This is a genomic window from Roseibium aquae, from assembly GCF_008711285.1.
In the GTDB taxonomy this organism is placed as follows: Bacteria; Pseudomonadota; Alphaproteobacteria; order Rhizobiales; family Stappiaceae; genus Roseibium; species Roseibium aquae.
In genome coordinates this window covers 57593-80430 of record NZ_VXDC01000003.1, presented here as the reverse complement: position 1 = coordinate 80430, position 22838 = coordinate 57593, and the positions used below count along the sequence as shown (strand labels likewise).

The following is a 22838-nucleotide window of genomic DNA, read 5'->3' as shown; positions in this document are numbered from 1 at the left end:
GTTTCACCCGTCTTCCTGATGCAGCAGGATGGTCAAACCCATAAGTACTCCAAAAATACCAGGCGCCCACGCGGCGACCAGCGGAGGAACGATCCCCGCCCCTCCGAAGTCCTCGGCAAGCTCAGATAGAACGTAAAGCACGAAGCCGGCAAGGATTCCACCCAGAATCATCTTTCCCAATCCGCCAAAGCGGGAAACCTTCAGGGAAACCGCGGCCGCGATCAAAATCATGGCTGTCAGAAGCAGTGGACGGGCGAGAAGCGTCTGATATTGCAGCGTATATCGATAGGCGGGCAAGCCGGCGTTGCGGGCCAGTTCAATGAACTGGGGGAGATTCCAGAAAGAAATCGATTCGGGTGAGCCGACACTTTCCCGCACTTCGGTGGCCGTCAGGAACGTGCTGATCTCGTAGCGTCCATAGGTCTGCGGGTCGCGATCGGTGGTATAGACCGTCACGTCGTAAAGCTGCCAGATCTCGTGTCCCAACCGGGCTTCGCTGGCCTCGATCCGCTCCCGGAACGTTCCGTCCGGATCGAAGGCAAAAATCGTGACGCCGAGCAGATGGGCGCCATTGTCCAGAAGTTGCTGAGCCAGAAGAACCGATTCCCCGTCCAACCCGTCCTGCCGCACCCAGACATTGTTTGTGGTTTGAAGCAGGAAGGTTTGTTCGGAGCCGAACAGTCCGCTGGCCACCTCATCGGACTTCTTCTGCAGCCAAACGGCGGTGGGATTGTAGACCGTGACCGAGAAGATCCCCACCACGAGCCCAACCAGAATGGCGGGGAATGTGAACTGCCAAACCGAAACCCCGCTGGCCCGGGCGACGACAAGTTCCAAAGCGCGAGACAGGCTCACAAAGGCCGCGATCGAGCCGAACAGGACCGCGAAGGGAAGCACCTGCTCCAGCAGCAATGGCAGGCGCAGGGCTGAAATCAGGCTGACCCGCAAAACCGAGAAACCCTCACGGTCGCTGCCCCGACGCACCAGTTCCAGTACATCGAATAGGAAGATCAAGACGGCAGACAGCAGAAACAGACCGCAGATCGCCTTCAGAAAGCGTACGGAGAAGTAAAGGGCAAGGGTCCGGCCGAGGATCACGAGGCGCCCCCGGTCCGGCGGCTGTTGAACCGGGAAAGCAGGCGTTCATTGATCATGAACGCCCAGTGTTGAATGGACTCGACCCAGCGCGGCGTGGCGCCCCGGTGGTCACTCAGGATCGACCATATCGCGATGCCCATCCCGGCCAGAGGCACAATATAGAGGAACACAAGCCAGCCAAGGGTGCCGCCCGCGATTGCCGTGATGCCGAAACCTGCCGTGCGCAGGGCAATGCAGGCGATGATGGCGCCGAGCACGGCGAACCCGCGGCCTTGGCGGGTGGTTCTGGCCTTGCCAAGAAACGCAAAAACGATCAGCGCGAACGCCAGGCAGTAGAGTGGCTGGCTGAAACGCTGGTGCAGTTCGTCCCGCAAACGATCCGGATACCGCGCGGCGTATTCGTCGCCGGGCGCGGGATTGAGAAGCGCCAATGTTGACCGCTCGCTCGCCTTGTAGGTCGGCTCGGAGGCTTCGGGAATAAGGTTGGAAAGGTCGAACGCATAAGACTGAAAGCGGACGATGGAGATGTCGTTCCGCCCCTTCGGCTTCCGCTGGATCGTGCCGTTTTGCATCACCAGCAATGTCCGGTCGAAGGTCTCCACGATGTTTCCCTGGTCCGCCTGGTAGGTGAAGGCGGTTTCCGGATCGCGCGTGTCATGCAGCAACAAGCCATCCAGCGTCCCGTTGCCGGACCGGTTTCTGATATGGAATGTCAGTCCGTCCTCGACCGTGATGAAGCGTCCGGGCTGGACGATGTTGGCCACAAGATCTGCTCGAACCCGGGTGATTTCCTCGCGCAACTGGCCCAGCCCGAGCGGGGCGGCGTAGAGCGACATGGTCGCGCTGAACGCCAGGATGACGGTGGCGAACATCAGGATCGGTTTCAAAACCAGAAACCTTGATCCGCCTGTTGCGTCGATCACGATCAGTTCGCTGTCGCCGGACAAGGCGTTGAGGACAAGGATCAGGGCGATCATGAGCGCGAAGGGTGCAACGATCACCAATAGAAAAGGCAGGGCCAGCATGGTGATGCCGATGAACTGCACGATCGTCTGACCCTTGGAGGTGACGAGATCCAATTGCCGCAGCGCCTGGGTCGCCCAAACGACGCCGGTCATTGCGGCCAGGGTCATCAGGAACGCAACGGCGGAGCGCTTGAATATGTATCGTTCAAGGATGTTCATGCCGCCGAGCGCCGCCGTCTCCAAGCTCATTCACGTGGTCTTGGTTGCACATAGCACGGATTTTGGTGAATGGCTTCTGAACAGGATTGGTTAACTTGTGTTTATTTTTGCAGTCCTTGCCGACCTGCCACAGGCGGTCCATGTTGGGCGATGGGGTTACTGGCCTTGAACGGCGGTCATTATCTGCGGCCGGCCCGTGCAGACGCTTTGTTTTGAACAGGAAAGTAAAATGACAAAAATTGCGAAATTGACATTCGCCAAGCTGGCAGCGCCGAAGGCCGGCGTTGCCGTTGCCTTTGTCGATGAGGACCTGGCCGGCGGACCTGTGCTGAGCGCAATGCTGGAGGGCGCTGGGGACATTTTGGCGCGCGCGGCCGGTATCGCGGAGTTCAAGGGCGGAAAGGGAACGAGCCTCGATCTGATTGCTCCGGCCGGTCTGAGCATCGACCGGCTGATCGTTGTCGGTCTGGGAAAGACCGCGGACCTTGGCGAACAGGATTGGGTCAACCTCGGCGGCACGGTGTACGGTGCCTTGAAAGCCGCGGGCGGCAAGGATGTGTCGGTGATCCTGGAAATGCCCGACGGCCATGGGCCGGACGCTGAAACGGCCGCTCATTTCGCCATGGGCATGACGCTGCGAGGATACACATTCGACGCCTACAAATCCAAAAAAGACGACGACAAGACAGCCAAGGGGTTGAAAATCTCTGTGCTTACGGCGGAACCGAAAGCGGCCAAGTCGGCATGGGAGGCCGGCGCGGCGGTCGCCGACGGTGTTTTGCTGGCCCGCGATCTTGTCAATGAACCGTCAAATATTCTTGGACCTGTCGAATTCGCGGAAAAGGCAAGAGATCTCGAGGCGCTTGGCGTTGAAGTGGAAATCCTGGGCGAAAAAGAGCTCAAGAGGCTCAAGATGGATGCGCTCGTCGGGGTGGCCCAGGGTTCGGTGCGCCCGCCCAGGCTGGCGGTCATGCGGTGGAATGGCGGCAAGAAAAACGCCAAGCCGCTGGCCTTTGTGGGCAAGGGAGTGACCTTCGATACCGGGGGCATCTCCATTAAGCCGGCAGCAGGCATGGAAGAAATGAAGGGCGACATGGGCGGGGCCGCGACCGTCGTTGGCCTGATGAACGCGCTGGCGGGGCGCAGGGCGAAAATCAATGCGGTCGGCGTGATTGGCCTGGTCGAGAACATGCCGGACGGCAATGCGCAGCGTCCGGGCGACATCGTGACGGCCATGTCCGGGACGACGATTGAAATCCTGAATACCGACGCCGAGGGGCGGCTCGTTCTGGCCGATGCGCTTTGGTACACCCAAGAGACCTACAAGCCGTCGGTTGTCATTGATCTGGCGACGCTAACCGGCGCGGTCATCGTGGCGCTCGGCAATCACCATGCCGGCCTTTACGCCAACAACGATGATCTTGCCGCGCAGCTAACAGCGGCGGGTGCGGCCACCGGCGAAGCGGTCTGGCGCATGCCGCTGTCCAAGGACTATGACAAGCTGATCGATACGCCGAATGCCGACGTCAAGAACACCGGCGGCCGGTGGGCCGGCTCGATCACCGCTGCGCAATTCCTGCAGCGCTTCGTCAAGGAGGAAACCGTCTGGGCGCATCTCGACATTGCCGGGACCGCGTTTGGCGCACCGAAAACCGAAATCTGCCAAGGCTGGGCATCCGGCTATGGCGTGCGGTTGCTGGACCGCTACGTCAAGGACAACCATGAAGCTTGACGAAATCAAAAGGCCCGCTTCCCAAAAAGGGGCGGGCCGCACCGGTCGCCATGGCCGGGACCGGGTTTCTCAAGATCGAACGTCTCCAGACAACATTCGATCGCTTCGGTATCAAACTGACCGGGACTTGCCTTAGCAGGTCTTGTAGGTTTGCGTCTGGCACGCCGCGTCCGGTTCTGCGACGACGAGCCCCATGCCGGCCGTGGCGCCGGCCATCATGGTGACAAGGGCGAAAAACATAACCACACGCGCAAGCATACAATCCCCCAAATCGGCTTTCGTGCCCGCGCCGAGCGCGGCTTGCCACAACCCCGAGGCAGGATTACCCCGCCAATATTTGCGAAGGGTTAATGATACGACTCGACGTGCAAGTCCATCGCGGAGTAGGCAGGGCCGGAGCAATCTGCGACGGTGTTGCATCCCCGCACCACCTGTCTGAACGATGCAACGAACCGGAACACGAACGACATGCCGACCGAGGTCTTGTTCTATCATCTGACGCACAAACCGCTCGAAGAGGCCCTGCCGCAACTGCTGCTGAAGTGCCTCGCGCGGGATTGGCGCGTGGTGGTGCAGACCGGCAGCGCCGAACGATGTCAAGCGCTGGATGCCCATCTGTGGACGTTCGCGGATGACAGTTTTCTGCCGCATGGCACCAAGCAAGATGGCCTTGCAGAGCTTCAACCGGTCTATCTGACCGCGGAACAGGACAATCCGAACGCCGCGCATGTCCGCTTCCTTGTGGACGGGGCCGCGCCGCCGGCGCTGGCTTCCTACGAACGGGTGATTTTCATGTTCGATGGCCGGGACCAGGAGGCTGTGGCCGAGGCGCGGGGGCATTGGAAAGACGCCAAGGCGGGCGGGTTCGACCTGACCTACTGGCAGCAGACGCCAGCTGGCGGATGGGAGCGGAAGGCGTGAGTGATCAAAAGGTTCATGAGGATCCCGAATTCATGGCACGGCGTGACGAGGCCCGGCAGAGGATCGACGCGCTGACGGGAGCCGTCGGAGGGGCGGCGGAAGACCGGCTGGCCTGGTTCCATGCGGTTTACAGGGAGGCCGGGGGCGATCCCGCTGCCATCCCCTGGGCCGATCTTGCGCCCAAGGTTGCCCTGCTCGATTGGCTGGGCCAGAACCCCGGTAACGGGCGCCGGGCAATCGATATCGGCTGCGGGTTGGGCGACAACGCGCAGGCGCTGGCTCAGGCCGGCTACGAGACAACCGCTTTCGATCTTTCTCCCGATGCGATTGCCTGGGCGAAACGCCGCTTTCCGCAAAGCCCGGTTCACTACCGCGTCGCGGATCTCTTTGCGCCGCCGAGCGAATGGTCGGGCGCGTTCGATCTGGTGCATGAAAGTTACACGGTCCAGGCCCTTGATGGCGACCTGCGGCAGCGGTCCGTTCCCGCAATCGCGGCCCTTGTCGCCCCGGGAGGGCGTTTGATCTTCTTCAACCGGAGCCGGCCGGAAGGGGCCAGCGCCGAGGGGCCGCCCTGGCCGGTCATGCCCTCCGAATGGAGAATGTTTGAAGAGTTCGGGCTGGTTCTGACAAACGAAACAGAGATTGCGGTCGAGCGGCCGGGCCGCACGATCGCGCATGTTCTTGCCGTGTTCGAACGGCCGGCGTGACCCCTGGAGAAGTCTCATGGTCAAAAAACTTTAAGTCTCCGCAAGCGATCTGGTCGCCGCAGCCCGAGCGCGGATCAAGGAAGTGGAGACGGTGGACGCCATTGCGCTGGCAAACGATCCGGACGTTCTGTTCGTCGATTTGCGCGATGTGCGCGAACGCCAACGCTCCGGGTTCATCCCCGGCGGCTTCCATTGCCCGCGCGGAATGGCCGAATTCTGGATCGATCCGGAAAGCCCCTATTTCAAGGAGGTCTTTGGCGAGGACAGACGCTTCATCTTTCACTGCGCCTCCGGCTGGCGCTCAGCGCTGACCGTTGCGGCCCTGAACGACATGGGCTTCGAGGCGGCCCATCTGAAGGATGGGTTTGTCGATTGGGTCAAGCAGGGCGGTCCGATTGCCACCCCTGAGGACTGATGCGGTCATAGTCTGGTAGGTTGTTTGCGGTAGACCGGATCAGGACAACGGATTTTTCGGGAAAAGGGGCGGCCCCCATGGCGAATGATCAGGACAACTCCAGTGCGAGCGATCTCTACGACCGGCCGAATGTCCTGTTCTTCGTTCCCTATAATGTCGATGTCGACGCGGAGGTGGACGAGCTCGGCGCGATCTTGCGCTTGGGCGAGTACAGCGATGTGGAGGAAGTCGTCCGGCGCGATGGCTATGACGACGAATACTATCCGCAACAGCATATCGAGGACGCGGGGCAGGCGGGCAAGCGTTCCACCGAGCTGGCGTCCGGCGAGGACCGGTATCAGAAAGGCATATTGCTGGCCTGCGACGGCCGCTTCCTGATCAAGACCCGCGAAAAGATGTACACCGACACGGCCGACTATCACCGCCGCACACGGGGCACCTACAAGCTGGTGATTGACGACACCTACACAGTAACCGTTTCCGGGGACATCTCGATCACGTCCGGCACCGGGAACATCAATGTGAAGGCGTCCGCCGGCGACGTGGCGATTGAGAGCGGGACGAACAAGGACATCACCTTGCGCGCCGGCACGAGCACGAGCGGCGGCGCGACCGGGATGATCTACGAATACTCCAAAGGCCATTACAAGGAGATCGACGGCCACGAGTACAAGGTCAGCCAGACGGAGAACACCTTCACCACCGGGACCTCGAGCAACTTCTTCTTCGGCGCCAAAAGCACGGTCAACGGCGATGCTGACTTCACCTTGACGGTTGGCCCGTCCGCCACCGTGAAGCCGGTTCTCAACCTGTCGATCACCGGCGTCAGCGTGTCCTATACCGCAAGCAGCATCGACCTGAAAAACGTCTACTGCAATGTGCGCGGGATCCAGACCTCAAGCGAAGCCTTGAAATCCACAATCCGGAGCCTGAAGTCGGAGGTGAATGCGCTGAACACGCAAACCTCCGAACTTCGCAACGAGACGGCCGGGCTGACCATGTGCGCAGAGGGGATCGTGTCGAAAATGAACACCATGGACGCCGAGATCACGGAACTGAAGGCGGTTATATAACCGCCCGCCGCGCCAGGATCCCGCCATGGCGGCGGTCTTTCAACCGGCTCAACTCGCCTCTTCAAACTCCGCGGACAGTTCCAGCCACTCTTCTTCCGTCTTGATCAGCTTTTTCTCGCAATAGGCCCGTTCCTTGGCGAATTTCGCCGCGCGTTCGGGTTCATATTGAAAAAACGTTGGATCTGAGAGGGCTTCGTCCAGTTTTTGAATCTTCTCTTGAAGCCGGGCCATTTCTTTCTCCGCCGCATCAATACGGGAGCGCAAGGGCTTCAATTGACTCCGCTTTTGCGCCGCTTCACGCCGCTTGTCCTGGCCCTTGGCCTTCTCGGCCTGGTCCTCGATTTTCTGGCGCGCCTTTTCCGCCGCCTCCGGACCTTGCAGGATCAGGCGGCGGTAATCTTCCATATCGCCGTCGAAGGGTTTGACCCCGCCTTCCGCGACCAGCCACAACCGGTCGGCGCAGGCTTCGACCAGATGACGGTCGTGCGAGATCAGGATCACTGCGCCCTCGAACTCGTTGAGTGCCAGAACCAACGCTTCCCGGCTGTCGATGTCGAGGTGGTTGGTCGGCTCGTCGAGGATCAGCAGGTTTGGCCCTTCGAAGGTGGCGAGGCCGAGCAGCAGCCGGGCCTTCTCGCCCCCCGAAAGGTCCTTGGCGGGCGTGTCCATCCGGTTGGTGGGAAGGCCGAACCGCGCGACCCGCGCCCGCACCTTGGCCTCCGGCGCATCGGGCATCAAGCTGCGCACATGCTCCACCGCGTTTTCCGCCGGGCGCAGCTCGTCCAGCTGGTGCTGGGCGAAGAACGCGATCTTGAGTTTGGACGCCTTGACGATCTCACCATCCATTTTGGCCAGACGGTCCGAGATCAGTTTCGCGAAGGTCGACTTGCCGTTGCCGTTCGCGCCGAGCAGGGCGATGCGGTCGTCGTCATCGATGTTGAGCGTGATGTTTTTGAGAATGGGCTTGCCGTCATAACCGGTTGAGACCCGGTCCATCTTGATGATGGGGGGCGACAGCTTTCCGTCGGGATTGGGAAAATGGATCGGATAGCTGCTTTCGTCCGTCAGGGCGGCGATTGGCTGCATCTTCTCCAGCATCTTGATGCGGGCCTGGGCCTGGCGGGCCTTGGAGGCCTTGTAGCGGAACCGGTCAACGAACGCCTGCATGTGCTTGCGCTGCGCGTCCTGCTTCTCCTTCGCCTTGGCCTGCAAGAGCATCGTCTCGCGCCGCTGCCGGTCGAAGCTGTCATAGCCGCCGGTGTAGAAGGTCAGCTTGCCGTGCTCCAGATGGACGATGCTGTCGACCGCCTTGTTCAAAAGGTCCCGGTCGTGGGAGATCAGCAGCACCTGATGGGGATAGCGCGCGACGTAGTTTTCCAGCCAGAGCGTGCCTTCCAGGTCGAGATAGTTGGTCGGCTCGTCGAGCAGCAACAGATCCGGCTCGGAAAACAGCACCGCCGCGAGCGCGACCCGCATCCGCCAGCCGCCGGAAAAGGCGGAGCAGGGGCGCCGCTGCGCTTCCGGTGAAAACCCGAGGCCTGAGAGGATTGCGCCGGCCCGCGCTTCGGCCGAGTGGGCATCGATATCCACCAGCCTTGTGTGGATGTCCGCGATTCTTTCGGGATCGGTTTCCGTTTCCGCCGCCGCCAGCAGGCGCGCCCGTTCGGTGTCGGCGGCCAGAACCGTGTCGATCAGGCTGATCTCATTGCCCGGCGCTTCCTGGGCCACCTGGCCGATCCGCGCTTTTTTCGGGATCAGGATATGGCCGGTCTCGGACGAGGCGTCTCCCGTGATCAGCTTGAACAAGGTGGACTTGCCCGCGCCGTTCTTGCCGACAAGGCCGGTCTTCATGCGTGCGGGCAGCGTCACGCTCGCCTTGTCGATCAAAAGGCGGTCGCCGATGCGGTAGGTAAGGTCAGTGATCTGTAACATGGCCGGATCAATGGCCGAGGATCGGGTCAGATGCAAGGGGGAAGGGCGGGGATCGCCCGTTACTCCGCAGCCCTGATCCACACCGCCGTATCGTGGAACGCCGCGCCGCCATAGGGCGCGACCGGGTCCGCGCCGGTGAGTGTGTTGATCCCGCGCCCGTCTTCAAAGGCCGCGTTCGGCCAGATGCCTTCCGAGATGACCGTGCCGGGGGCGACCGTTTCCAGATGCCGGGCATGCAAGGTAACAATGCCGCGCCGGTTGCCCATCTTCACTTTTGAACCGTCTTGAATGCCGAACCGGGAGGCGTCTTCCGGCCGCAGCCAGACTTCCGGGCGGCCTTCCTTCTTGCGCGAGCTTTCCGTCTCGTTGAACGAGGAATTGAGGAAAGACCGGGCCGGGGCCGTCACCAGACGGAACGGATGCTGATCGTCCGCCTGCTCGATCACCTCCCAATGATCGGGCAGTTCAGGCATGGCGTTCCACGGTCCCATCGGCTCGCCCGCCGGCTTGTTCGGGGCGTTTGACCGGCCCCAGTCGGGCCGGAAGTGGAACTTTCCGTCGGAATGGCCGAAGCCTTTCAGATAATGCGCCGTTTCAAAATCCGGCTGCAGATCGATCCATTTGTTGGCTTCCAGTTCTTCAAGGGTCCCGTAGCCGGAGTTCTGAAGCATCCAGTCGATATGATCGCGCGCGCTCATCGAAAAGCCGGGATGATCCGCAGCGCCCACGCGCCTGGCAAGATCGTTGAGCAGATCAAGATTTTCGCGCGGGCCCTCCGGGGCCTGCGTCACCTTCGGACCCAACAGGAGATACTGGTGGCCGCCGCCCTTGTAGATGTCGTCATGCTCCAGAAACTGGGTTGCGGGCAGGACGATATCCGCCAGTTCCGCTGTTTCTGTCATGAACTGTTCGTGGACGACGGTGAACAGGTCCTCGCGGGCAAAGCCCTCTTTCACCAGTTCCTGCTCCGGCGCAACCGAGGCCGGATTGGTGTTTTGGATCAGCATGGCTTTCACCGGAGGACCGCCCAGAAGCGCCGTTTCATCGCCGGTCAGAATGCGGCCGATCAGGCTCTGGTCGAGCGCGCGGGTTTTCGGGTCTTTCAGCTCCGGCGCCTCGATCATCGACTTGTCGAGCGCGTAGATCGCGCCGTTGTTGTGAAACACGCCGCCGCCTTCCAGCGTCCAGCAGCCAAGCACCGCACCGATGGAGCTGGCCGCATGCATGGCGACCGCGCCATTGCGCGAGCGGGTGAAGCCATAGCCCAGCCGGAAGTAGGTTCGCTTGACCGCGCCGATCAGCTTAGCGGCTTCTTCGATGCGCGCGGCCTCCAGCCCGGTGATAGCGGCCGCCCAGTCTGGCGTTCTGGTTTGAAGATGCGCTTCGAGCTCGCGCGGGCAGTCCGTGAACGCCTCGAGATAGGTCCAATCGGCAAGACCGTCGCGGAACAGCACATGCATGATCGCGCAGGCAAGCGCTGCATCGGTGCCCGGCTTGATGATCAGGCCAAGATCGGCCTGTTTCATGGTCTCCGTCTCATAAACATCGATGACGATGATCCGCGCGCCGCGTTTCTTGCGGGCGGCAATCGCGTGGGTCATGACATTGACCTGCGTTGCCACCGGGTTGGTGCCCCAGATCACGATCTGGTCGGACACCGCCATTTCGCGCGGATCGGGTCCGGCAAGCTTGCCCGTTCCGGCCACATAGCCGGTCCAGGCCATGTTGGTGCAAAAGCTGTCGAATTGCAGCGAATAGCCCTTGGCGTGGCGGAAGCGGTGAATGCTGTCGCGCTGCACCAGGCCCATGGTGCCGGCATAGTGATAGGGCCAGACGCTCTCCGTGCCGAACTCCGCTTCCGCGGCCAGGAACCTTTCGGCAATCAGGTCCAGCGCGGCGTCCCAGGAGATTTCCTCAAACCGGCCCTCTCCCTTCTTGCCGGTCCGGCGCAGGGGCTTGAGCAGCCGGTCCGGATGGTAGAGCCGCTCGGCATAGCGGGCAACCTTGGCGCAGATCACACCGGCCGTATAGGCATTGCCGCGCGCCCCGCGCACCCGCCCGATCCGGCCATCCGCCAGCACCTCGACATCCAGCGCGCAGGTGGACGGGCAGTCATGCGGACAGGCGGAAAAGGCGGATTTGGGCGGATGCTGGGTCATGCCGGCGGGCGTCCATGCTGGGAACAAGGAGGCGCAGGGTCCCGGTGTGCTCGCGGCTTGTCAAGGGGAAAGCGAAGGCCAGCCCGGACGCGCCCGTGTTCCATTCCGGTCGGGGTACGGCCGGACCGGGCAAGCAAGTGAAACGGGTTACAACGCCCGAAAAGGGGCAGTCTCTTCAATGATGTCGATGGGGCCGCACTTGTTGTTGTGCATTGCGGCCAAAGTAAAAAGCGCCCGGCCAAATCTGAAGTACGGAAAAATACGTGTTTGGCGTGCCGTCTCCGCAGTTTTTGCGATCTGGAACCGTTGAAATTGTTCTGAAGTCGTTTCCCAGACGGGAAAACTTGCCACGGCCATCTTTTGTGACGCCCCGCCCGAGTGGGCGTTTCATGCGCAATCGGAAAATGGCGTGGTCATTCTTTCCACCCTTTCCCTGCTCCGCAACGGTCATCCCCGCCGCCGTGCGGGGATCCATTGGCTTTGAGAACGGGGGACGCGGTGTGCGGTTTCCGGCCCCCGTCACAGCCGAAATCGCCGCCTTGCGTTTGCCGCAAACCTGATTGGATCCCCGCACATTTCCGCTCCGCGGGGCGGGGATGACCACCCAAAGAGCGGCGGGGCGGCGGGTCAGGCACGAAATGGCGCAGAGGGCTTTGACTTGCAGGCTTGGCCGCGCTCAGCAAAAAGGGCCGGCCGCTGATGGCGGCCAGCCCTTTCAAATCCGATCAGCTTGGAAAATTAGCCGACCAGTTCGGTGCCGGAGAACCAGAAGGCGATTTCTTCGGCCGCGGTTTCCGGAGCATCGGAGCCGTGTACGGAGTTTTCGCCGATGGACAGCGCGAATTCCTTGCGGATGGTGCCTTCGGCAGCGTCCGCCGGGTTGGTGGCGCCCATGACTTCGCGGTTTTTGGCAATCGCGTTTTCGCCTTCCAGAACCTGAACGACGGTCGGGCCGGAAGACATGAACTCGGTCAGTTCGCCAAAGAACGGACGATCCTTGTGGACCGCGTAGAACGCTTCGGCTTCACGCAGGGACATCCAAACGCGCTTGGAGGCGACAACGCGCAGGCCTGCGTCTTCGAATTTCTTGGTGATGGCACCGGTCAGGTTGCGCTTGGTCGCGTCCGGCTTGATCATCGAAAAGGTGCGTTCAATCGCCATGGGTCTCGTCTTTCTGTTCCGTGTTCGTCATGCAAGGTGTCCATCAGCGGCAAGGCGTCCCGTGGAGCGCGACCGGCTGACGGGCGCTGCGGGGCAGCTTCACCGTCGGGGAAAATCGCGGCCTTAATAGCCGTGTGGCCCCCCGGCTGCAAGGGGCGTGATGCCGGTTTGCTCGCGATGATGGGGATCCCCCGCGCAAAGGTTGCCCCGCAGGACGGATTCGGGGCATCGCGCCTTTCTATCCGCAGGAGCTCGGGGGCATGTTGAAATCTTTGCCGGCTTGCCGAACATGCGGGACACGTGGTGAAAGGAACCGTAAAATCGGTCTTTGGTCTTTAGCTGCGCCGGAGCGCCGGGCATGCGCGCGTGGCTGCTTGGTGCCGCCGGGTGGCTGTTTGGAGTGTGCTTGGAGCGTGCTTGGAGCGTGTTTGGGTGGGGGGAAGAATGAACATGGTTTTGCGGCGACGGGCGCAGTCATGGATAGTCACGCTCGTTGCGGCCATCTGGCTCGGTGTCATGGCGGCGGCACCCTCCGGTCCGGCGCACGCAGCCGGAGGGTCCGCCGGGGGCGGCATATGGATGTCCACCGGGGTGTCCACCGGGGTGTCTGGGGACCTGGACGCTGCCCTTGCCGGGCTGTCCAGCGAGAAGCTGGAGGAGCTTTTCACGTTCGTCGCCGGCAACACGGTGTTCACGCTCTATCTTGAAGCCGGTCACATGCTGGTATCGGAGTTGCAGTTGCCGGTCTTGGGGCAGGAAGAGGATGCGGTCGACATGCTCGCCGCGCTCACCATGCTGGAACTGGACACCGAAGACATGGATATTCTGCTGATCAATGCCATGATCGGCTGGTTTCTGCTCGCGCCCGAAAACGGGGATCTGGACAGTTTCTTCGGGGCCCATGATCTGGACATCCAGCGGGGCTACCGCACCCTGTGTCTCATGGTCGGGGCGGATCCTGAAGTATTTGGCGAACTTGCCACCGAGCTCGGACTGCCGCTCGACCGGCAGGAGAGCTGTGCGTTCGACTACGAGCAGGCCGCCGACGCCTGGAGTGTGTTGACCGAGCCGTATGTCCGTCCGGAGGGGGAGCGGGGCGGCCGGATCAGCCTGTCCTATGAACCGGCGGAAACCGGTCAGGCGTCGGTGGCCCTGTTCCTGCGGGAAAGCGGCCTCATGGAAGAGGTCGCGGCCGATCTTGACGGATTTTACCGTCTGCCGGCGCCCGTTCGCTTCTCGGCCGCCGCGTGCGGAGAGGACAACGCGTTCTGGGATCCGGACCGCCGCGAGATGACCTTGTGCTACGAGCTGCTCCAGACGTTTGCCTGGGCATATCTGGACAACCTGGCGAACTGACCCGGGATCGGCCGGACGGGTGCGAGCGAACCGTGCCGCTCAGGCCGGCGGCCAGGTCAGGACGGGCGGTGCGCCCGCCTCGTCAAAGTCCGCGGTCCAGTTCACCGCGACGGACGATCCCTTGATCCGGGCTTGCCCGCCTGCCACCAGTTCGAGCGCCTTGGGATAGATCCGGTGCTCGACCTTCAGAACCCGGGCGCCAAGGGTTTCCGGGGTATCGCCGTCCAGCACCGGAACCGCGCCCTGGACGATGATTGGCCCGTCGTCCATTTCCGCCGACACGAAATGCACCGTCGCACCGTGCAATTTGACGCCCTCGGCCAGCGCCCGTTCATGGGTTCCAAGGCCCTTGAAGGCGGGAAGCAGGGCGGGATGGATGTTGAGCACGCGGTTTGCCCAGGCGTTGACGAAGAAGGGTGTCAGCAACCGCATGAAACCGGCGAGGGCGACGAGTTCGATCCCATGCGCCTTGAGCTGCCGGTCGAGCGCCTTCTCGAACGCTTCGCGGTCGGCGCCGAAGGGCTTGTGATCCACGACCGCCGTTGCGATGCCGAATTCGGAGGCCCGGGCAAGGCCCGCAGCGCCGGGAACGTTCGACACGACAAGAGCGATCTCCGCCGGATAGGCCGGATTGAGTGCCGCGGAAATGAGCGAGCCCATGTTCGAACCGCGGCCGGATATGAGGATCGCTGTCTTTGTCCGCTTTACCATGCTTACAGGTCCAACGTGCCGTCGAACACGACAGGGGCGTCGAGATCTTGCGCGATCTGTCCCAGCACCATCACGCTTTCACCGGCTTCCGTAAGGGCCGCGGCCACGGCATCTGCGCTGTCCGCCGCGACCACCACGGCCATGCCGATCCCGCAATTGAACGTCCGCAGCATCTCAAACGGTTCAACGCCGCCGGTTCGCGCCAGCCATTTGAAGACGTCCGGGACACGGATTGAACCGAGGTCGATCCGCGCGCCTTTGTCCTTCGGCAGAACCCGGGGCAGGTTTTCCGGCAGTCCGCCGCCGGTGATATGGGCGAGCGCCTTCAGCGCGCCGGTTTTCTTCTGCGCGGCAAGCAGCGGCTTCACGTAGATCCGGGTGGGCTCCAGAAGCGCTTCGGCCAGGCTGGCGCCGGCCGCGAAGGGGGCGGGCGCCGTCCAGTCCAGACCGGCCAGCGCCACGATCTTGCGCACCATCGAGTAGCCGTTGGAATGGACCCCGGACGAGGCGAGACCCAGGATCACATCGCCCGTCTGCACATCCGGGCGCGGCAGCAACGCGCCGCGTTCGGCGGCCCCAACGGCAAAGCCGGCAAGATCGTAGTCGCCCGCGGCATACATGCCCGGCATTTCCGCCGTCTCGCCGCCGATCAGGGCAGCCCCCGCCATCCGGCAGCCATCGGCGATGCCCGCCACAACATCCGTTGCCGTCGCCACATCCAGCGCCCCGGTGGCGAAATAGTCGAGGAAAAACAAGGGTTCCGCGCCCTGGACTACGAGATCGTTCACACACATCGCCACAAGATCGATGCCGACGGTCCGGTGCTGCCCGCTTTCGATGGCGATCTTGAGCTTCGTTCCTACCCCGTCATTGGCGGCGACCAGGACCGGATCGGTGAAACCGGCGGCCTTCAGATCGAACAAGCCCCCAAAACCGCCGATTTCGCTGTCGGCGCCCGGCCGGGCGGTGGCCTTGACCATCGGTGCGATCGCCTTCACCAGGGCGTTGCCGGCGTCGATGTCGACCCCGGCGGCGGCATAGGTCAATCCGTTGGCCTGTTGGCGCGTCTGGCCATCTGCTTGGTCCTGGCTCATGGGGGCTCCCGGCAATGTCGCTTGTTCACATCTGCGCCGCGCATACAGCCTGACGCGCGGCAAAACAAGGGTTACGGCAAGATGCCAGCGTGAAACCAGCGGGACGGCCGGGTCAAGTGGGTTGACCGGTACGCCTGAACAACCGTAACTGCCGGGGTCGTTGATGTGCAATGGCGCCGATGCGCGATCTTGTAAAGAGGAGTCCGGGCCCATGAGCCTGCGCCGTCAAATCCAATTCTGGCTGGTGTCTCTGGCGGCCTTTGTCTTCTTTCTTTGGGTTTTTTCGCCCGTTCTCCTGCCATTCGTCGCCGGGATGGCTGTCGCCTATCTGCTTGACCCGGTCTGCGACCGGCTCGAGAAAACGGGCATGAGCCGGATCTGGGCGACCGTCACGATCCTCGGGGGGTTCATTGTCGTCCTGATCTTCTTCTTCTTGCTGGTCCTGCCCATTGTCGGCAATCAGCTCACCGGCTTCCTGGACCGGTTTCCGGATCTTGTCCGCCAATTGCAGGGGCTTTTGAGCCGGGATCTGATCGAACGTGTTGCGCAGAGCGCGGGCATGACGGCCGAGGATTTGCAGTCGTCTCTGACCAATCTGATCGGGCAGGGCGCCAGCTGGATCGGCAAGCTCGCGCAGTCCGTTTGGAGCGGCGGACAGGCGCTACTGTCCATCCTCTCCCTGTTTGTCATTACACCGGTTGTCGCTTTCTATCTTCTTCTGGACTGGGACCGGATGGTCGAGCGCATCGACAGCTGGCTGCCGCGCGATCACCTTGACGAGTTGCGCCGGCTCGCCCGCGAAATGGACAGGGCCGTTGCCGGGTTCGTGCGCGGACAGCTGACGGTCTGCGTCATTCTGGGGACCTTCTACGCGGTCGGCCTCGGCTTGGTCGGACTGAATTTCGGTCTTCTGATCGGCATGGGGGCCGGGCTGATCAGCTTCATTCCGTTTGTCGGCGCCAGCCTTGGGTTTCTGGTGTCCCTTGGCGTGGCGCTGGTTCAGTTCTGGCCAGACTGGCCGTGGATCGTGGCGGTCGGTCTGATCTTTGCCACCGGCCAGTTTCTCGAAGGCAATATCCTTCAACCCAAACTGGTCGGCGACCGCACCGGCCTGCACCCTGTCACGCTGATGTTTGCCCTTTTTGCCTTTGGATATCTCTTTGGATTTGTGGGGATGTTGATTGCGGTGCCGGCTGCGGCCATGATCGGCGTGCTTGCGCGGTTCGGTCTGAGCCAGTACCTAGCGAGCCCGTTGTACACCGGGACCCGCCAAGCCAGGACGACCCGAGAAGAGTAGGCACGGCAGATCATGGCAGAACCCCCTCGCCAGTTGCCCTTGGTCCTGCCGCACGATGCGGCACTGGGGCGCGAGGATTTCCTTGTTGGCCAGTCGAACCAGGCGGCCTTTGAACTCCTGGAAAGCTGGCCGGACTGGCCGTCTTCGGTAGTGATTCTGGGTGGGCCGGTCGGATCGGGGAAAACGCATCTGGTAGAGGTTCTGCGCGCGGAAAGCGGAGCGGCGGTCCGGATCGCGCGCGATGTGACCCCGCAAGACGTGCCCGGGCTTGTGGCTTTTCCCGCGGTCATTCTCGAAGATGCCCACCGGGGGGTCAACGAGACTGGCCTTTTCCATCTGTTGAACGCGGCGCGGGAGGCAGGGATCAAGGTGCTGATCACCAGCCGAACCTGGCCGGCGGCCTGGCAGGTGACACTGCCCGACCTTCAGTCGCGTCTGCGGGCCGCGACTCCCGTCGAGATCCTAGAACCGGACGACAGTCTTTTGCGTCAGGTCTTGGTGAAACTGTTTGCCGACCGCCAGCTCGCGGTCGACCTGAGCGTTGTCGACTATCTGGTGGTGCGGATGGAACGCTCGCTGGAGGTGGCGCTGAGTGTCGTTGACGCCATTGACCGCGAGGCGCTGGCGGGCCGGGTGAAGATCACACGGCCGCTGGCCGGCCGCGTTCTTGAGCGTGTGCAGACAAGCGTATAGAGCATACCAGCGGGCCGGATCTTCTCCGGCCCGTTTGTGTTGAGACTGACCGGAAGCGAACGTGTGAGGAGAGGAGGCTGGATATGAACGAGAGAATCGATCTGACCGATGCGCTGGAGGCTGCCGCCCGCGCGCCGAAATCCGTCACGGCCCAGGAAGATGGCCAGGGCGTGGATCTCAAGGTATCGCCCCGGCGGTTCATGAACCGGGAACTGTCCTGGCTGCAGTTCAACCACCGGGTTCTCGAAGAGGCGATGAACCGGAATCATCCGCTTCTGGAGCGGCTGCGGTTCCTCTCGATCTCGGCGAACAACCTCGACGAATTCTTCATGGTGCGGGTCGCGGGGTTGCGCGGCCAGCAGCGCGAGAGCGTGATGACCCTGTCCGATGACGGACTGACGCCGAGTGAGCAACTCCAGGAAATCGGAGCCGCCGTTCGAAAACTGCAGGGGTCCCAGCAGCAGATCTGGAGCGGACTGCGGTCGGAGATCGCCGAGCATGGTATTGAAATCCTCCACGGCGAAACCCTGACACCGGACGAGCTGACGTGGCTGGAAGACCACTTCCTGTCCTACATCTTTCCCGTTCTGACACCGCTTGCCATCGACCCGGCCCATCCGTTCCCCTTTATTCCCAATCTCGGCTTTTCGATCGTGTTCGAGCTGGTGCCCAGTTCCGGAGGGCGCGGCATGATCGCGCTCCTGCGTATTCCTGCGCAGGTCGAGCGTTTCGTGCGCCTGCCCGACGGCAAAGAGGGAGCGGCCCGGTTCATTGCGATCGAGAAGGTTGTCGGCCTGTTCATCGCCCGGCTGTTTCCAGGTTATGAGATCCGGGGAAAGGGCGCCTTCCGGGTGATCCGGGACAGCGATATCGAGATCGAGGAAGAGGCCGAAGACCTGGTCCGCCTGTTTGAGAGCGCGCTCAAGCGCCGCCGCCGGGGATCGGTCATCCGGCTCGAGATCCAGGACACCACGCCGCCCGCGCTTCTGGAGTTTGTCGCGGAGGCGCTGAAGGTGGATGAGCAGGAGATTTTCCTCGCCGACGGACTTTTGGCCCTCAACAATCTGTCCCAGGTGGTGGATCTGGAACGCAGCGACCTGAAATTCCAGCCCTACACGGCCCGGTTCCCGGAGCGAATTCGCGAACATGGTGGCGATTGTTTCGCGGCGATCCACCAGAAGGACATCATCGTCCATCATCCATACGAGTCTTTCGATGTCGTTGTGCAGTATCTGAGGCAGGCCGCGCAGGACCCGGACGTGGTGGCGATCAAGCAAACGCTTTACCGCACCTCCAACAACTCGCCGATCGTCAAGGCGCTGGCGGAGGCCGCGGAGGCGGGCAAGTCGGTCACCGCGCTGGTAGAGCTCAAGGCCCGTTTCGACGAAGAGGCCAATATCAGATGGGCCCGCGATCTGGAGCGGGCCGGCGTTCAGGTGGTGTTCGGCTTCATCGAACTGAAGACCCACTCCAAACTGTCGATGGTCGTCAAACGCGAGAACGGCCAGCTCAAGACCTATTGTCACATCGGGACGGGCAACTACCACCCGATCACCGCGCGGATTTACGAGGACCTTTCCTTCTTCACCGATGATCCGCAGATTGCGACAGACGCGGCCCGGGTCTTCAATTTCATCACCGGCTACGCGCAACCGGCCGAACTCAATCATCTGATGGTCTCGCCGGTGAACCTGCGCTCGAAGATGCTGGAACTGACGCGGGCCGAGATCGAGCATGCCCGGGCGGGGCGGCCGGCGCAGATCTGGATGAAGATGAACTCCCTTGTCGATCCGAAGATCATCGACGCCCTGTACGAGGCGAGCGAGGCGGGCGTTCAGATCGACCTCGTGATCCGCGGGATTTGCTGTTTGCGGCCCGGAATTCCCGGCTTGTCCGAGAACATCCGCGTGAAGTCGATTGTCGGCCGCTTCCTCGAACACTCCCGCATCTTCTGTTTCGGCAATGGGCACGGGCTTCCCTCGCCGCAGGCCCATGTGTATATCGGCTCGGCCGATTTGATGCCGCGCAACATCGATCGGCGGGTCGAGGTGCTCTGCCCGATGCAGACACCCACTGTGCACGAACAGGTACTCGATCAGATCATGGTGGCGAATTTGAAGGACAATCAGCAAAGCTGGCGCATCCTGCCCGACGGCGGCCACGAGCGGATCGTACCAGAGGTCAACGAAGAGCCCTTCAACGCGCATCGCTATTTCATGACAAATCCGTCCTTGTCCGGCCGCGGGAAATCGCTCAAGGGCGATCGTCCGCGACCCTTCCTGGAACGACCGAAACGTGGTTGACATGACACGCCAATGCACGCCGGCACGAGGCCGGCTCAATGGATCAGGACCGGTCGCGGTCATCGATATCGGCTCGAACTCCGTTCGCCTTGTTGTTTACGAACGCAAGGCCCGCACGCCGACAATCCTCTTCAACGAGAAGGTGCTTGCCGGTTTGGGGCGCGGCGTTGCAGCGTCCGGACGCCTTGCCGACGAGCCGGTGGCCACAGCGCTTTCCGCGATCAACCGGTTCCGGGCCTTGTGCGGGCATATTGGGGTTCTGGAAACCCATGTCATCGCAACCGCGGCCGCCCGGGATGCCTCGAACGGTCCGGAGTTCGTGCGGGAGGTCGAGCGCCTGATCGGGGCTCCGGTGCGGATCCTGGACGGCAGCGAGGAGGCCTATTACTCGGCACTGGGTGTGGTGGCCGGCTTCTGGCAGCCGCGCGGGATCGTGGGCGATATGGGTGGGGGCAGCCTCGAACTGGTTGAGGTCAGAAGCACGGAACCTTTGCCTGGTGTCACCTTTCCGCTCGGCGGTCTGCGTTTGGCGGAAATGGCCGAGGGTCGGGTTTCAAAGGCCCAGAGGATTGCCGACGAGGCTTTGTCCGATTACGTATGGCCAGAGCTTGACCTTGGGGAACGCACGTTCTTTGCGGTGGGCGGAACATGGCGCTCGCTCGGCCGCCTGCATCTCGTTCAGAAGAATTACCCACTGCATGTGATGCACAACTACGAGATCCCGGCGGAGGAGGCGATCGAGTTCTGCAAGGCGATCTCGCGCAACGATCTGGAAGGGGTTGCATGTGCCGACGTTGTTTCCAAGCAACGCCGTCCGCTTGTGCCGTTCGGCGCCGTAGTCATGGAGCGCTTGCTCAGGGGAATGAATGCGGAGCGGGTTGTGTTTTCCGCGACCGGGGTTCGCGAGGGCTTGCTCCATGAAAACCTGACGGAGGAAGAAAAGGCCCTTGATCCTGTCATCGAGGCTGCCAGGGAACTCTGCCTCCTGCGCGCGCGCGCGCCAGATCATGGTCAGGAACTCATCGAATGGAGCGATGCGGTGTTCGATGTTCTGGATGTAGAAGAAACCGATCAGGAGAACCGGCTTCGCCATGCCGCGTGTCTTCTGGCTGATATTGGTTGGCGGGCCCACCCGGATTACCGGGGCGAGCAAAGCTTGAACATCATTTCGAATGCCGGCTTTGTGGGACTTGATCATGCCAGCCGGGCCTATCTGGCCGCCGCCGTCTTCTACCGCCATCAGGGTCTTGCAGAAGGGGCGTTATCGCCTGTTATCCGGCAGCTGTTCACGGACCGTCTGCGCTACCGGGCAAAAATCCTGGGTGCGATCTTGCGGGTTGCTTCCCTGTTCAGCGCGTCCATGCCGGGCATTTTGCCCAAGGTGAAGGTTCGCCGCTCGGTCGAGGGCATTGCCTTTGTCCTGCCGGCCGGCCTCAGTGCCTTCGATGGGGAACGGTTGCGCAAGAGGGCCGCCCAGTTCGGCCGCATCGTCGGGCTGGAGGGGACCGTCAAGGTCGCGGACTGACCGCTCCGGTTTGCGCCCGCCATGAAGAAAGCGGGCAGGGTGTTCGCGTTCTCGGCCGATATCCGCCCCGGCGCGATTGCCGGCAGCCTCGGCCTCAACACCGGTTCTGGTCGGTGAAGTGACAGCCGGCTGCCTTCCTGCTATCCGGCTCCGCTTGAGGCGTCCGGCCGCCCTTGATAATTGCGGACGCCCCTGCTCGGGCGGGAGCGAAAACTATTCCGCCGCCTGGGGCACAGACGGGCTTTTGCCCTCAGCCGGGACCTGATCCAGGGCGACAATCTGGCGTCCGCGGAAGGCCAGCGCCACATCGCCCCGTTTCAACTTGAGGGCCACCTCGCCGAAAAGCTCCCGCCGCCAGCCTTTGAGCGCGGCGACGTCGGCGGTGTCGTCGGCAGCGATCTTCTCAAGATCCTCGACGGTTGCGATCACCTTGGCCGCAACACCATGGGTTTCGCTCACCATCTTCAAAAGTACTTTCAAGAGATCGACGGCCGCAGCGGATCCATCCGGCGCGGCACGCCCCTTGGGCAGTTTCGGGAGAGCGTCCTTTGGCAGTGCAACGGCGCGGCGAACCGCCTTCAGGATTTCGTCGGCGTGTTTCGAGCGTTCAAATCCGCGTGGAATGGTGCGCAATTGTCCAAGCGCATCCGGCGACTGGGGTTGTTGCGCCGCAATCTCATATATCGCGTCATCCTTCAGAACACGGCTGCGCGGCACGTCCCGTGTCTGCGCCTCGCGTTCGCGCCAGGCCGCAACCTCGATCATCACGGCCAGTTCGACAGGTTTCCGAACCCGCATCTTTAGCCGCTGCCAGGCCTCGTCCGGTTCGGTCCGGTAGGTCTTTTCCGAGGTCAGAACGGTCATTTCGTCCTCGACCCAATGGCTGCGATTCTGCTCCGCCAGGTTCGCCTTCAGGAATTGATAGGCGTCGCGCAGATGGGTCACGTCGGCCATCGCATAGTCCAGCTGCTTTTTGGTCAGCGGACGGCGGGCCCAATCGGTAAACCGGGACGACTTGTCGATTCTCGCTCCGGTCACCTTGTAGACAAGCTGGTCGTAGGAAATGGAATCGCCGAACCCGCACACCATGGCCGCAACTTGCGTATCGAACAGGGGCGCGGGAATCAAACCGCCCATATGATGAATGATTTCAATGTCCTGCCGCGCCGCATGAAACACCTTCACCGTAGAGGTGTCGCGCATCAGTTCGAAGAACGGTTCGAGAGACAGCTCGTCCGCCAATGCGTCCACAATGAAGGCCGCATCCGGAGCTGCCATCTGAATGACGCAGAGTTTGGGCCAGAATGTCGACTCGCGAAGGAATTCGGTGTCGACAGTCACAAAGTCGTGGGAAGACAGATGCAGGCAGGCATCCGCAAGATCTTGGGTGGTTTTGATGACATTCATGGTAGCCGAAATCTATACCTCACTCTTGCCGCCTTGTCGCCACGAAATGGTACATTTTTGGAAGAATACG

At 62.1% G+C, this 22838-nt stretch carries 20 protein-coding genes; 10 read left to right on the top strand and 10 right to left on the bottom strand.

Annotation, left to right across the window (positions count from 1 at the left end; translation table 11 throughout):
- Positions 1-3: 3 nt before the first annotated feature.
- Positions 4-1098, bottom strand: a complete 1095-nt coding sequence (gene lptG, locus F0184_RS06010; protein WP_150495264.1) for an LPS export ABC transporter permease LptG — start codon at positions 1096-1098, stop codon at positions 4-6.
- Positions 1095-2312: an LPS export ABC transporter permease LptF gene (lptF, locus tag F0184_RS06005; protein WP_208998349.1), complete on the bottom strand. Its 1218-nt coding sequence runs from the start codon at positions 2310-2312 to the stop codon at positions 1095-1097. Before lptF ends, lptG begins: the two co-directional genes overlap by 4 nt.
- 199 nt (positions 2313-2511) lie before the next feature.
- Between lptF and F0184_RS06000 the strand changes: the two genes are divergently transcribed.
- Entirely contained in the window at positions 2512-4014 is a 1503-nt protein-coding gene (locus F0184_RS06000; RefSeq protein WP_150495263.1) for a leucyl aminopeptidase, read from the top strand.
- A 132-nt stretch (positions 4015-4146) separates the two neighbouring features.
- Here the strand turns inward: F0184_RS06000 and F0184_RS21010 are convergent, their stop codons facing one another.
- On the bottom strand, positions 4147-4272 hold the full coding sequence (locus F0184_RS21010; RefSeq protein ID WP_280176931.1) for a hypothetical protein: 126 nt from the start codon (positions 4270-4272) through the stop codon (positions 4147-4149).
- 210 nt (positions 4273-4482) lie between these two features.
- On the opposite strand from F0184_RS21010, the gene F0184_RS05995 reads away from it, so the two are divergent.
- The 4 genes from F0184_RS05995 (at position 4483) to F0184_RS05980 (ending at position 7130) form a co-directional block, all read left to right on the top strand.
- Complete coding sequence (locus F0184_RS05995) at positions 4483-4935, top strand: DNA polymerase III subunit chi (protein WP_150495495.1); 453 nt, start codon at positions 4483-4485, stop codon at positions 4933-4935.
- Positions 4932-5642 (top strand): class I SAM-dependent methyltransferase, encoded by a 711-nt coding sequence (locus tag F0184_RS05990; protein ID WP_208998348.1) that lies wholly within the window; start codon positions 4932-4934, stop codon positions 5640-5642. The genes F0184_RS05995 and F0184_RS05990 overlap by 4 nt, the downstream gene beginning before the upstream one ends.
- A gap of 91 nt (positions 5643-5733) precedes the next feature.
- A complete protein-coding gene (locus tag F0184_RS05985; protein WP_371871061.1) occupies positions 5734-6057 on the top strand; it encodes a rhodanese-like domain-containing protein in 324 nt (107 codons plus the stop codon).
- Between the two features lie 77 nt (positions 6058-6134).
- The gene (locus tag F0184_RS05980) at positions 6135-7130 is read left to right on the top strand and encodes a hypothetical protein (protein WP_150495260.1); all 996 of its coding nucleotides are present in this window, start codon (positions 6135-6137) and stop codon (positions 7128-7130) included.
- 48 nt (positions 7131-7178) lie between these two features.
- Here F0184_RS05980 and F0184_RS05975 read toward each other — a convergent pair whose 3' ends face one another.
- The 4 genes from F0184_RS05975 to ndk form a co-directional block, all read right to left on the bottom strand.
- A complete protein-coding gene (locus F0184_RS05975) occupies positions 7179-9062 on the bottom strand; it encodes an ABC-F family ATP-binding cassette domain-containing protein (RefSeq protein WP_150495259.1) in 1884 nt (627 codons plus the stop codon).
- 59 nt (positions 9063-9121) lie between these two features.
- The gene (locus F0184_RS05970) at positions 9122-11221 is read right to left on the bottom strand and encodes a molybdopterin-containing oxidoreductase family protein (protein ID WP_150495258.1); all 2100 of its coding nucleotides are present in this window, start codon (positions 11219-11221) and stop codon (positions 9122-9124) included.
- Between the two features lie 175 nt (positions 11222-11396).
- Entirely contained in the window at positions 11397-11672 is a 276-nt protein-coding gene (locus F0184_RS20490; RefSeq protein WP_172972003.1) for a hypothetical protein, read from the bottom strand.
- 287 nt (positions 11673-11959) lie between these two features.
- On the bottom strand, positions 11960-12382 hold the full coding sequence (gene ndk / locus F0184_RS05965; RefSeq protein ID WP_150495257.1) for a nucleoside-diphosphate kinase: 423 nt from the start codon (positions 12380-12382) through the stop codon (positions 11960-11962).
- A 450-nt stretch (positions 12383-12832) separates the two neighbouring features.
- Between ndk and F0184_RS05960 the strand changes: the two genes are divergently transcribed.
- A complete protein-coding gene (locus F0184_RS05960) occupies positions 12833-13738 on the top strand; it encodes a DUF4344 domain-containing metallopeptidase (protein WP_208998347.1) in 906 nt (301 codons plus the stop codon).
- A 39-nt stretch (positions 13739-13777) separates the two neighbouring features.
- On the opposite strand, the gene purN is transcribed toward F0184_RS05960, so the two are convergent.
- Both purN and purM read right to left on the bottom strand, forming a co-directional pair.
- Positions 13778-14449: a phosphoribosylglycinamide formyltransferase gene (gene purN, locus F0184_RS05955; RefSeq protein WP_150495256.1), complete on the bottom strand. Its 672-nt coding sequence runs from the start codon at positions 14447-14449 to the stop codon at positions 13778-13780.
- Positions 14450-14451: 2 nt separating this feature from the next.
- Complete coding sequence (gene purM / locus F0184_RS05950) at positions 14452-15543, bottom strand: phosphoribosylformylglycinamidine cyclo-ligase (RefSeq protein ID WP_150495255.1); 1092 nt, start codon at positions 15541-15543, stop codon at positions 14452-14454.
- Between the two features lie 211 nt (positions 15544-15754).
- Between purM and F0184_RS05945 the strand changes: the two genes are divergently transcribed.
- The 4 genes from F0184_RS05945 (at position 15755) to F0184_RS05930 (ending at position 21361) form a co-directional block, all read left to right on the top strand.
- Positions 15755-16840: an AI-2E family transporter gene (locus tag F0184_RS05945; protein ID WP_150495254.1), complete on the top strand. Its 1086-nt coding sequence runs from the start codon at positions 15755-15757 to the stop codon at positions 16838-16840.
- A 12-nt stretch (positions 16841-16852) separates the two neighbouring features.
- Complete coding sequence (locus F0184_RS05940; protein ID WP_150495253.1) at positions 16853-17533, top strand: P-loop NTPase family protein; 681 nt, start codon at positions 16853-16855, stop codon at positions 17531-17533.
- An 83-nt stretch (positions 17534-17616) separates the two neighbouring features.
- Entirely contained in the window at positions 17617-19836 is a 2220-nt protein-coding gene (locus tag F0184_RS05935) for an RNA degradosome polyphosphate kinase (RefSeq protein WP_150495252.1), read from the top strand.
- Position 19837: 1 nt separating this feature from the next.
- A complete protein-coding gene (locus tag F0184_RS05930; RefSeq protein WP_150495251.1) occupies positions 19838-21361 on the top strand; it encodes a Ppx/GppA phosphatase family protein in 1524 nt (507 codons plus the stop codon).
- Positions 21362-21574: 213 nt separating this feature from the next.
- Here the strand turns inward: F0184_RS05930 and rnd are convergent, their stop codons facing one another.
- Positions 21575-22768: a ribonuclease D gene (gene rnd, locus F0184_RS05925; protein ID WP_150495250.1), complete on the bottom strand. Its 1194-nt coding sequence runs from the start codon at positions 22766-22768 to the stop codon at positions 21575-21577.
- Positions 22769-22838 lie beyond the last annotated feature (70 nt).

Coding starts and splice junctions, on each gene's coding strand:
- lptF (WP_208998349.1), bottom strand. CDS start 2,312: ATGAGCTTGGAGACGGCGGCGCTCGGCGGCATGAACATCCTTGAACGA.
- F0184_RS06000 (WP_150495263.1), top strand. CDS start 2,512: ATGACAAAAATTGCGAAATTGACATTCGCCAAGCTGGCAGCGCCGAAG.
- F0184_RS21010 (WP_280176931.1), bottom strand. CDS start 4,272: ATGCTTGCGCGTGTGGTTATGTTTTTCGCCCTTGTCACCATGATGGCC.
- F0184_RS05995 (WP_150495495.1), top strand. CDS start 4,483: ATGCCGACCGAGGTCTTGTTCTATCATCTGACGCACAAACCGCTCGAA.
- F0184_RS05980 (WP_150495260.1), top strand. CDS start 6,135: ATGGCGAATGATCAGGACAACTCCAGTGCGAGCGATCTCTACGACCGG.
- F0184_RS05975 (WP_150495259.1), bottom strand. CDS start 9,062: ATGTTACAGATCACTGACCTTACCTACCGCATCGGCGACCGCCTTTTG.
- F0184_RS05970 (WP_150495258.1), bottom strand. CDS start 11,221: ATGACCCAGCATCCGCCCAAATCCGCCTTTTCCGCCTGTCCGCATGAC.
- F0184_RS20490 (WP_172972003.1), bottom strand. CDS start 11,672: ATGACCGTTGCGGAGCAGGGAAAGGGTGGAAAGAATGACCACGCCATT.
- ndk (WP_150495257.1), bottom strand. CDS start 12,382: ATGGCGATTGAACGCACCTTTTCGATGATCAAGCCGGACGCGACCAAG.
- F0184_RS05960 (WP_208998347.1), top strand. CDS start 12,833: ATGGTTTTGCGGCGACGGGCGCAGTCATGGATAGTCACGCTCGTTGCG.
- purN (WP_150495256.1), bottom strand. CDS start 14,449: ATGGTAAAGCGGACAAAGACAGCGATCCTCATATCCGGCCGCGGTTCG.
- purM (WP_150495255.1), bottom strand. CDS start 15,543: ATGAGCCAGGACCAAGCAGATGGCCAGACGCGCCAACAGGCCAACGGA.
- F0184_RS05945 (WP_150495254.1), top strand. CDS start 15,755: ATGAGCCTGCGCCGTCAAATCCAATTCTGGCTGGTGTCTCTGGCGGCC.
- F0184_RS05940 (WP_150495253.1), top strand. CDS start 16,853: ATGGCAGAACCCCCTCGCCAGTTGCCCTTGGTCCTGCCGCACGATGCG.
- F0184_RS05935 (WP_150495252.1), top strand. CDS start 17,617: ATGAACGAGAGAATCGATCTGACCGATGCGCTGGAGGCTGCCGCCCGC.
- F0184_RS05930 (WP_150495251.1), top strand. CDS start 19,838: ATGACACGCCAATGCACGCCGGCACGAGGCCGGCTCAATGGATCAGGA.
- rnd (WP_150495250.1), bottom strand. CDS start 22,768: ATGAATGTCATCAAAACCACCCAAGATCTTGCGGATGCCTGCCTGCAT.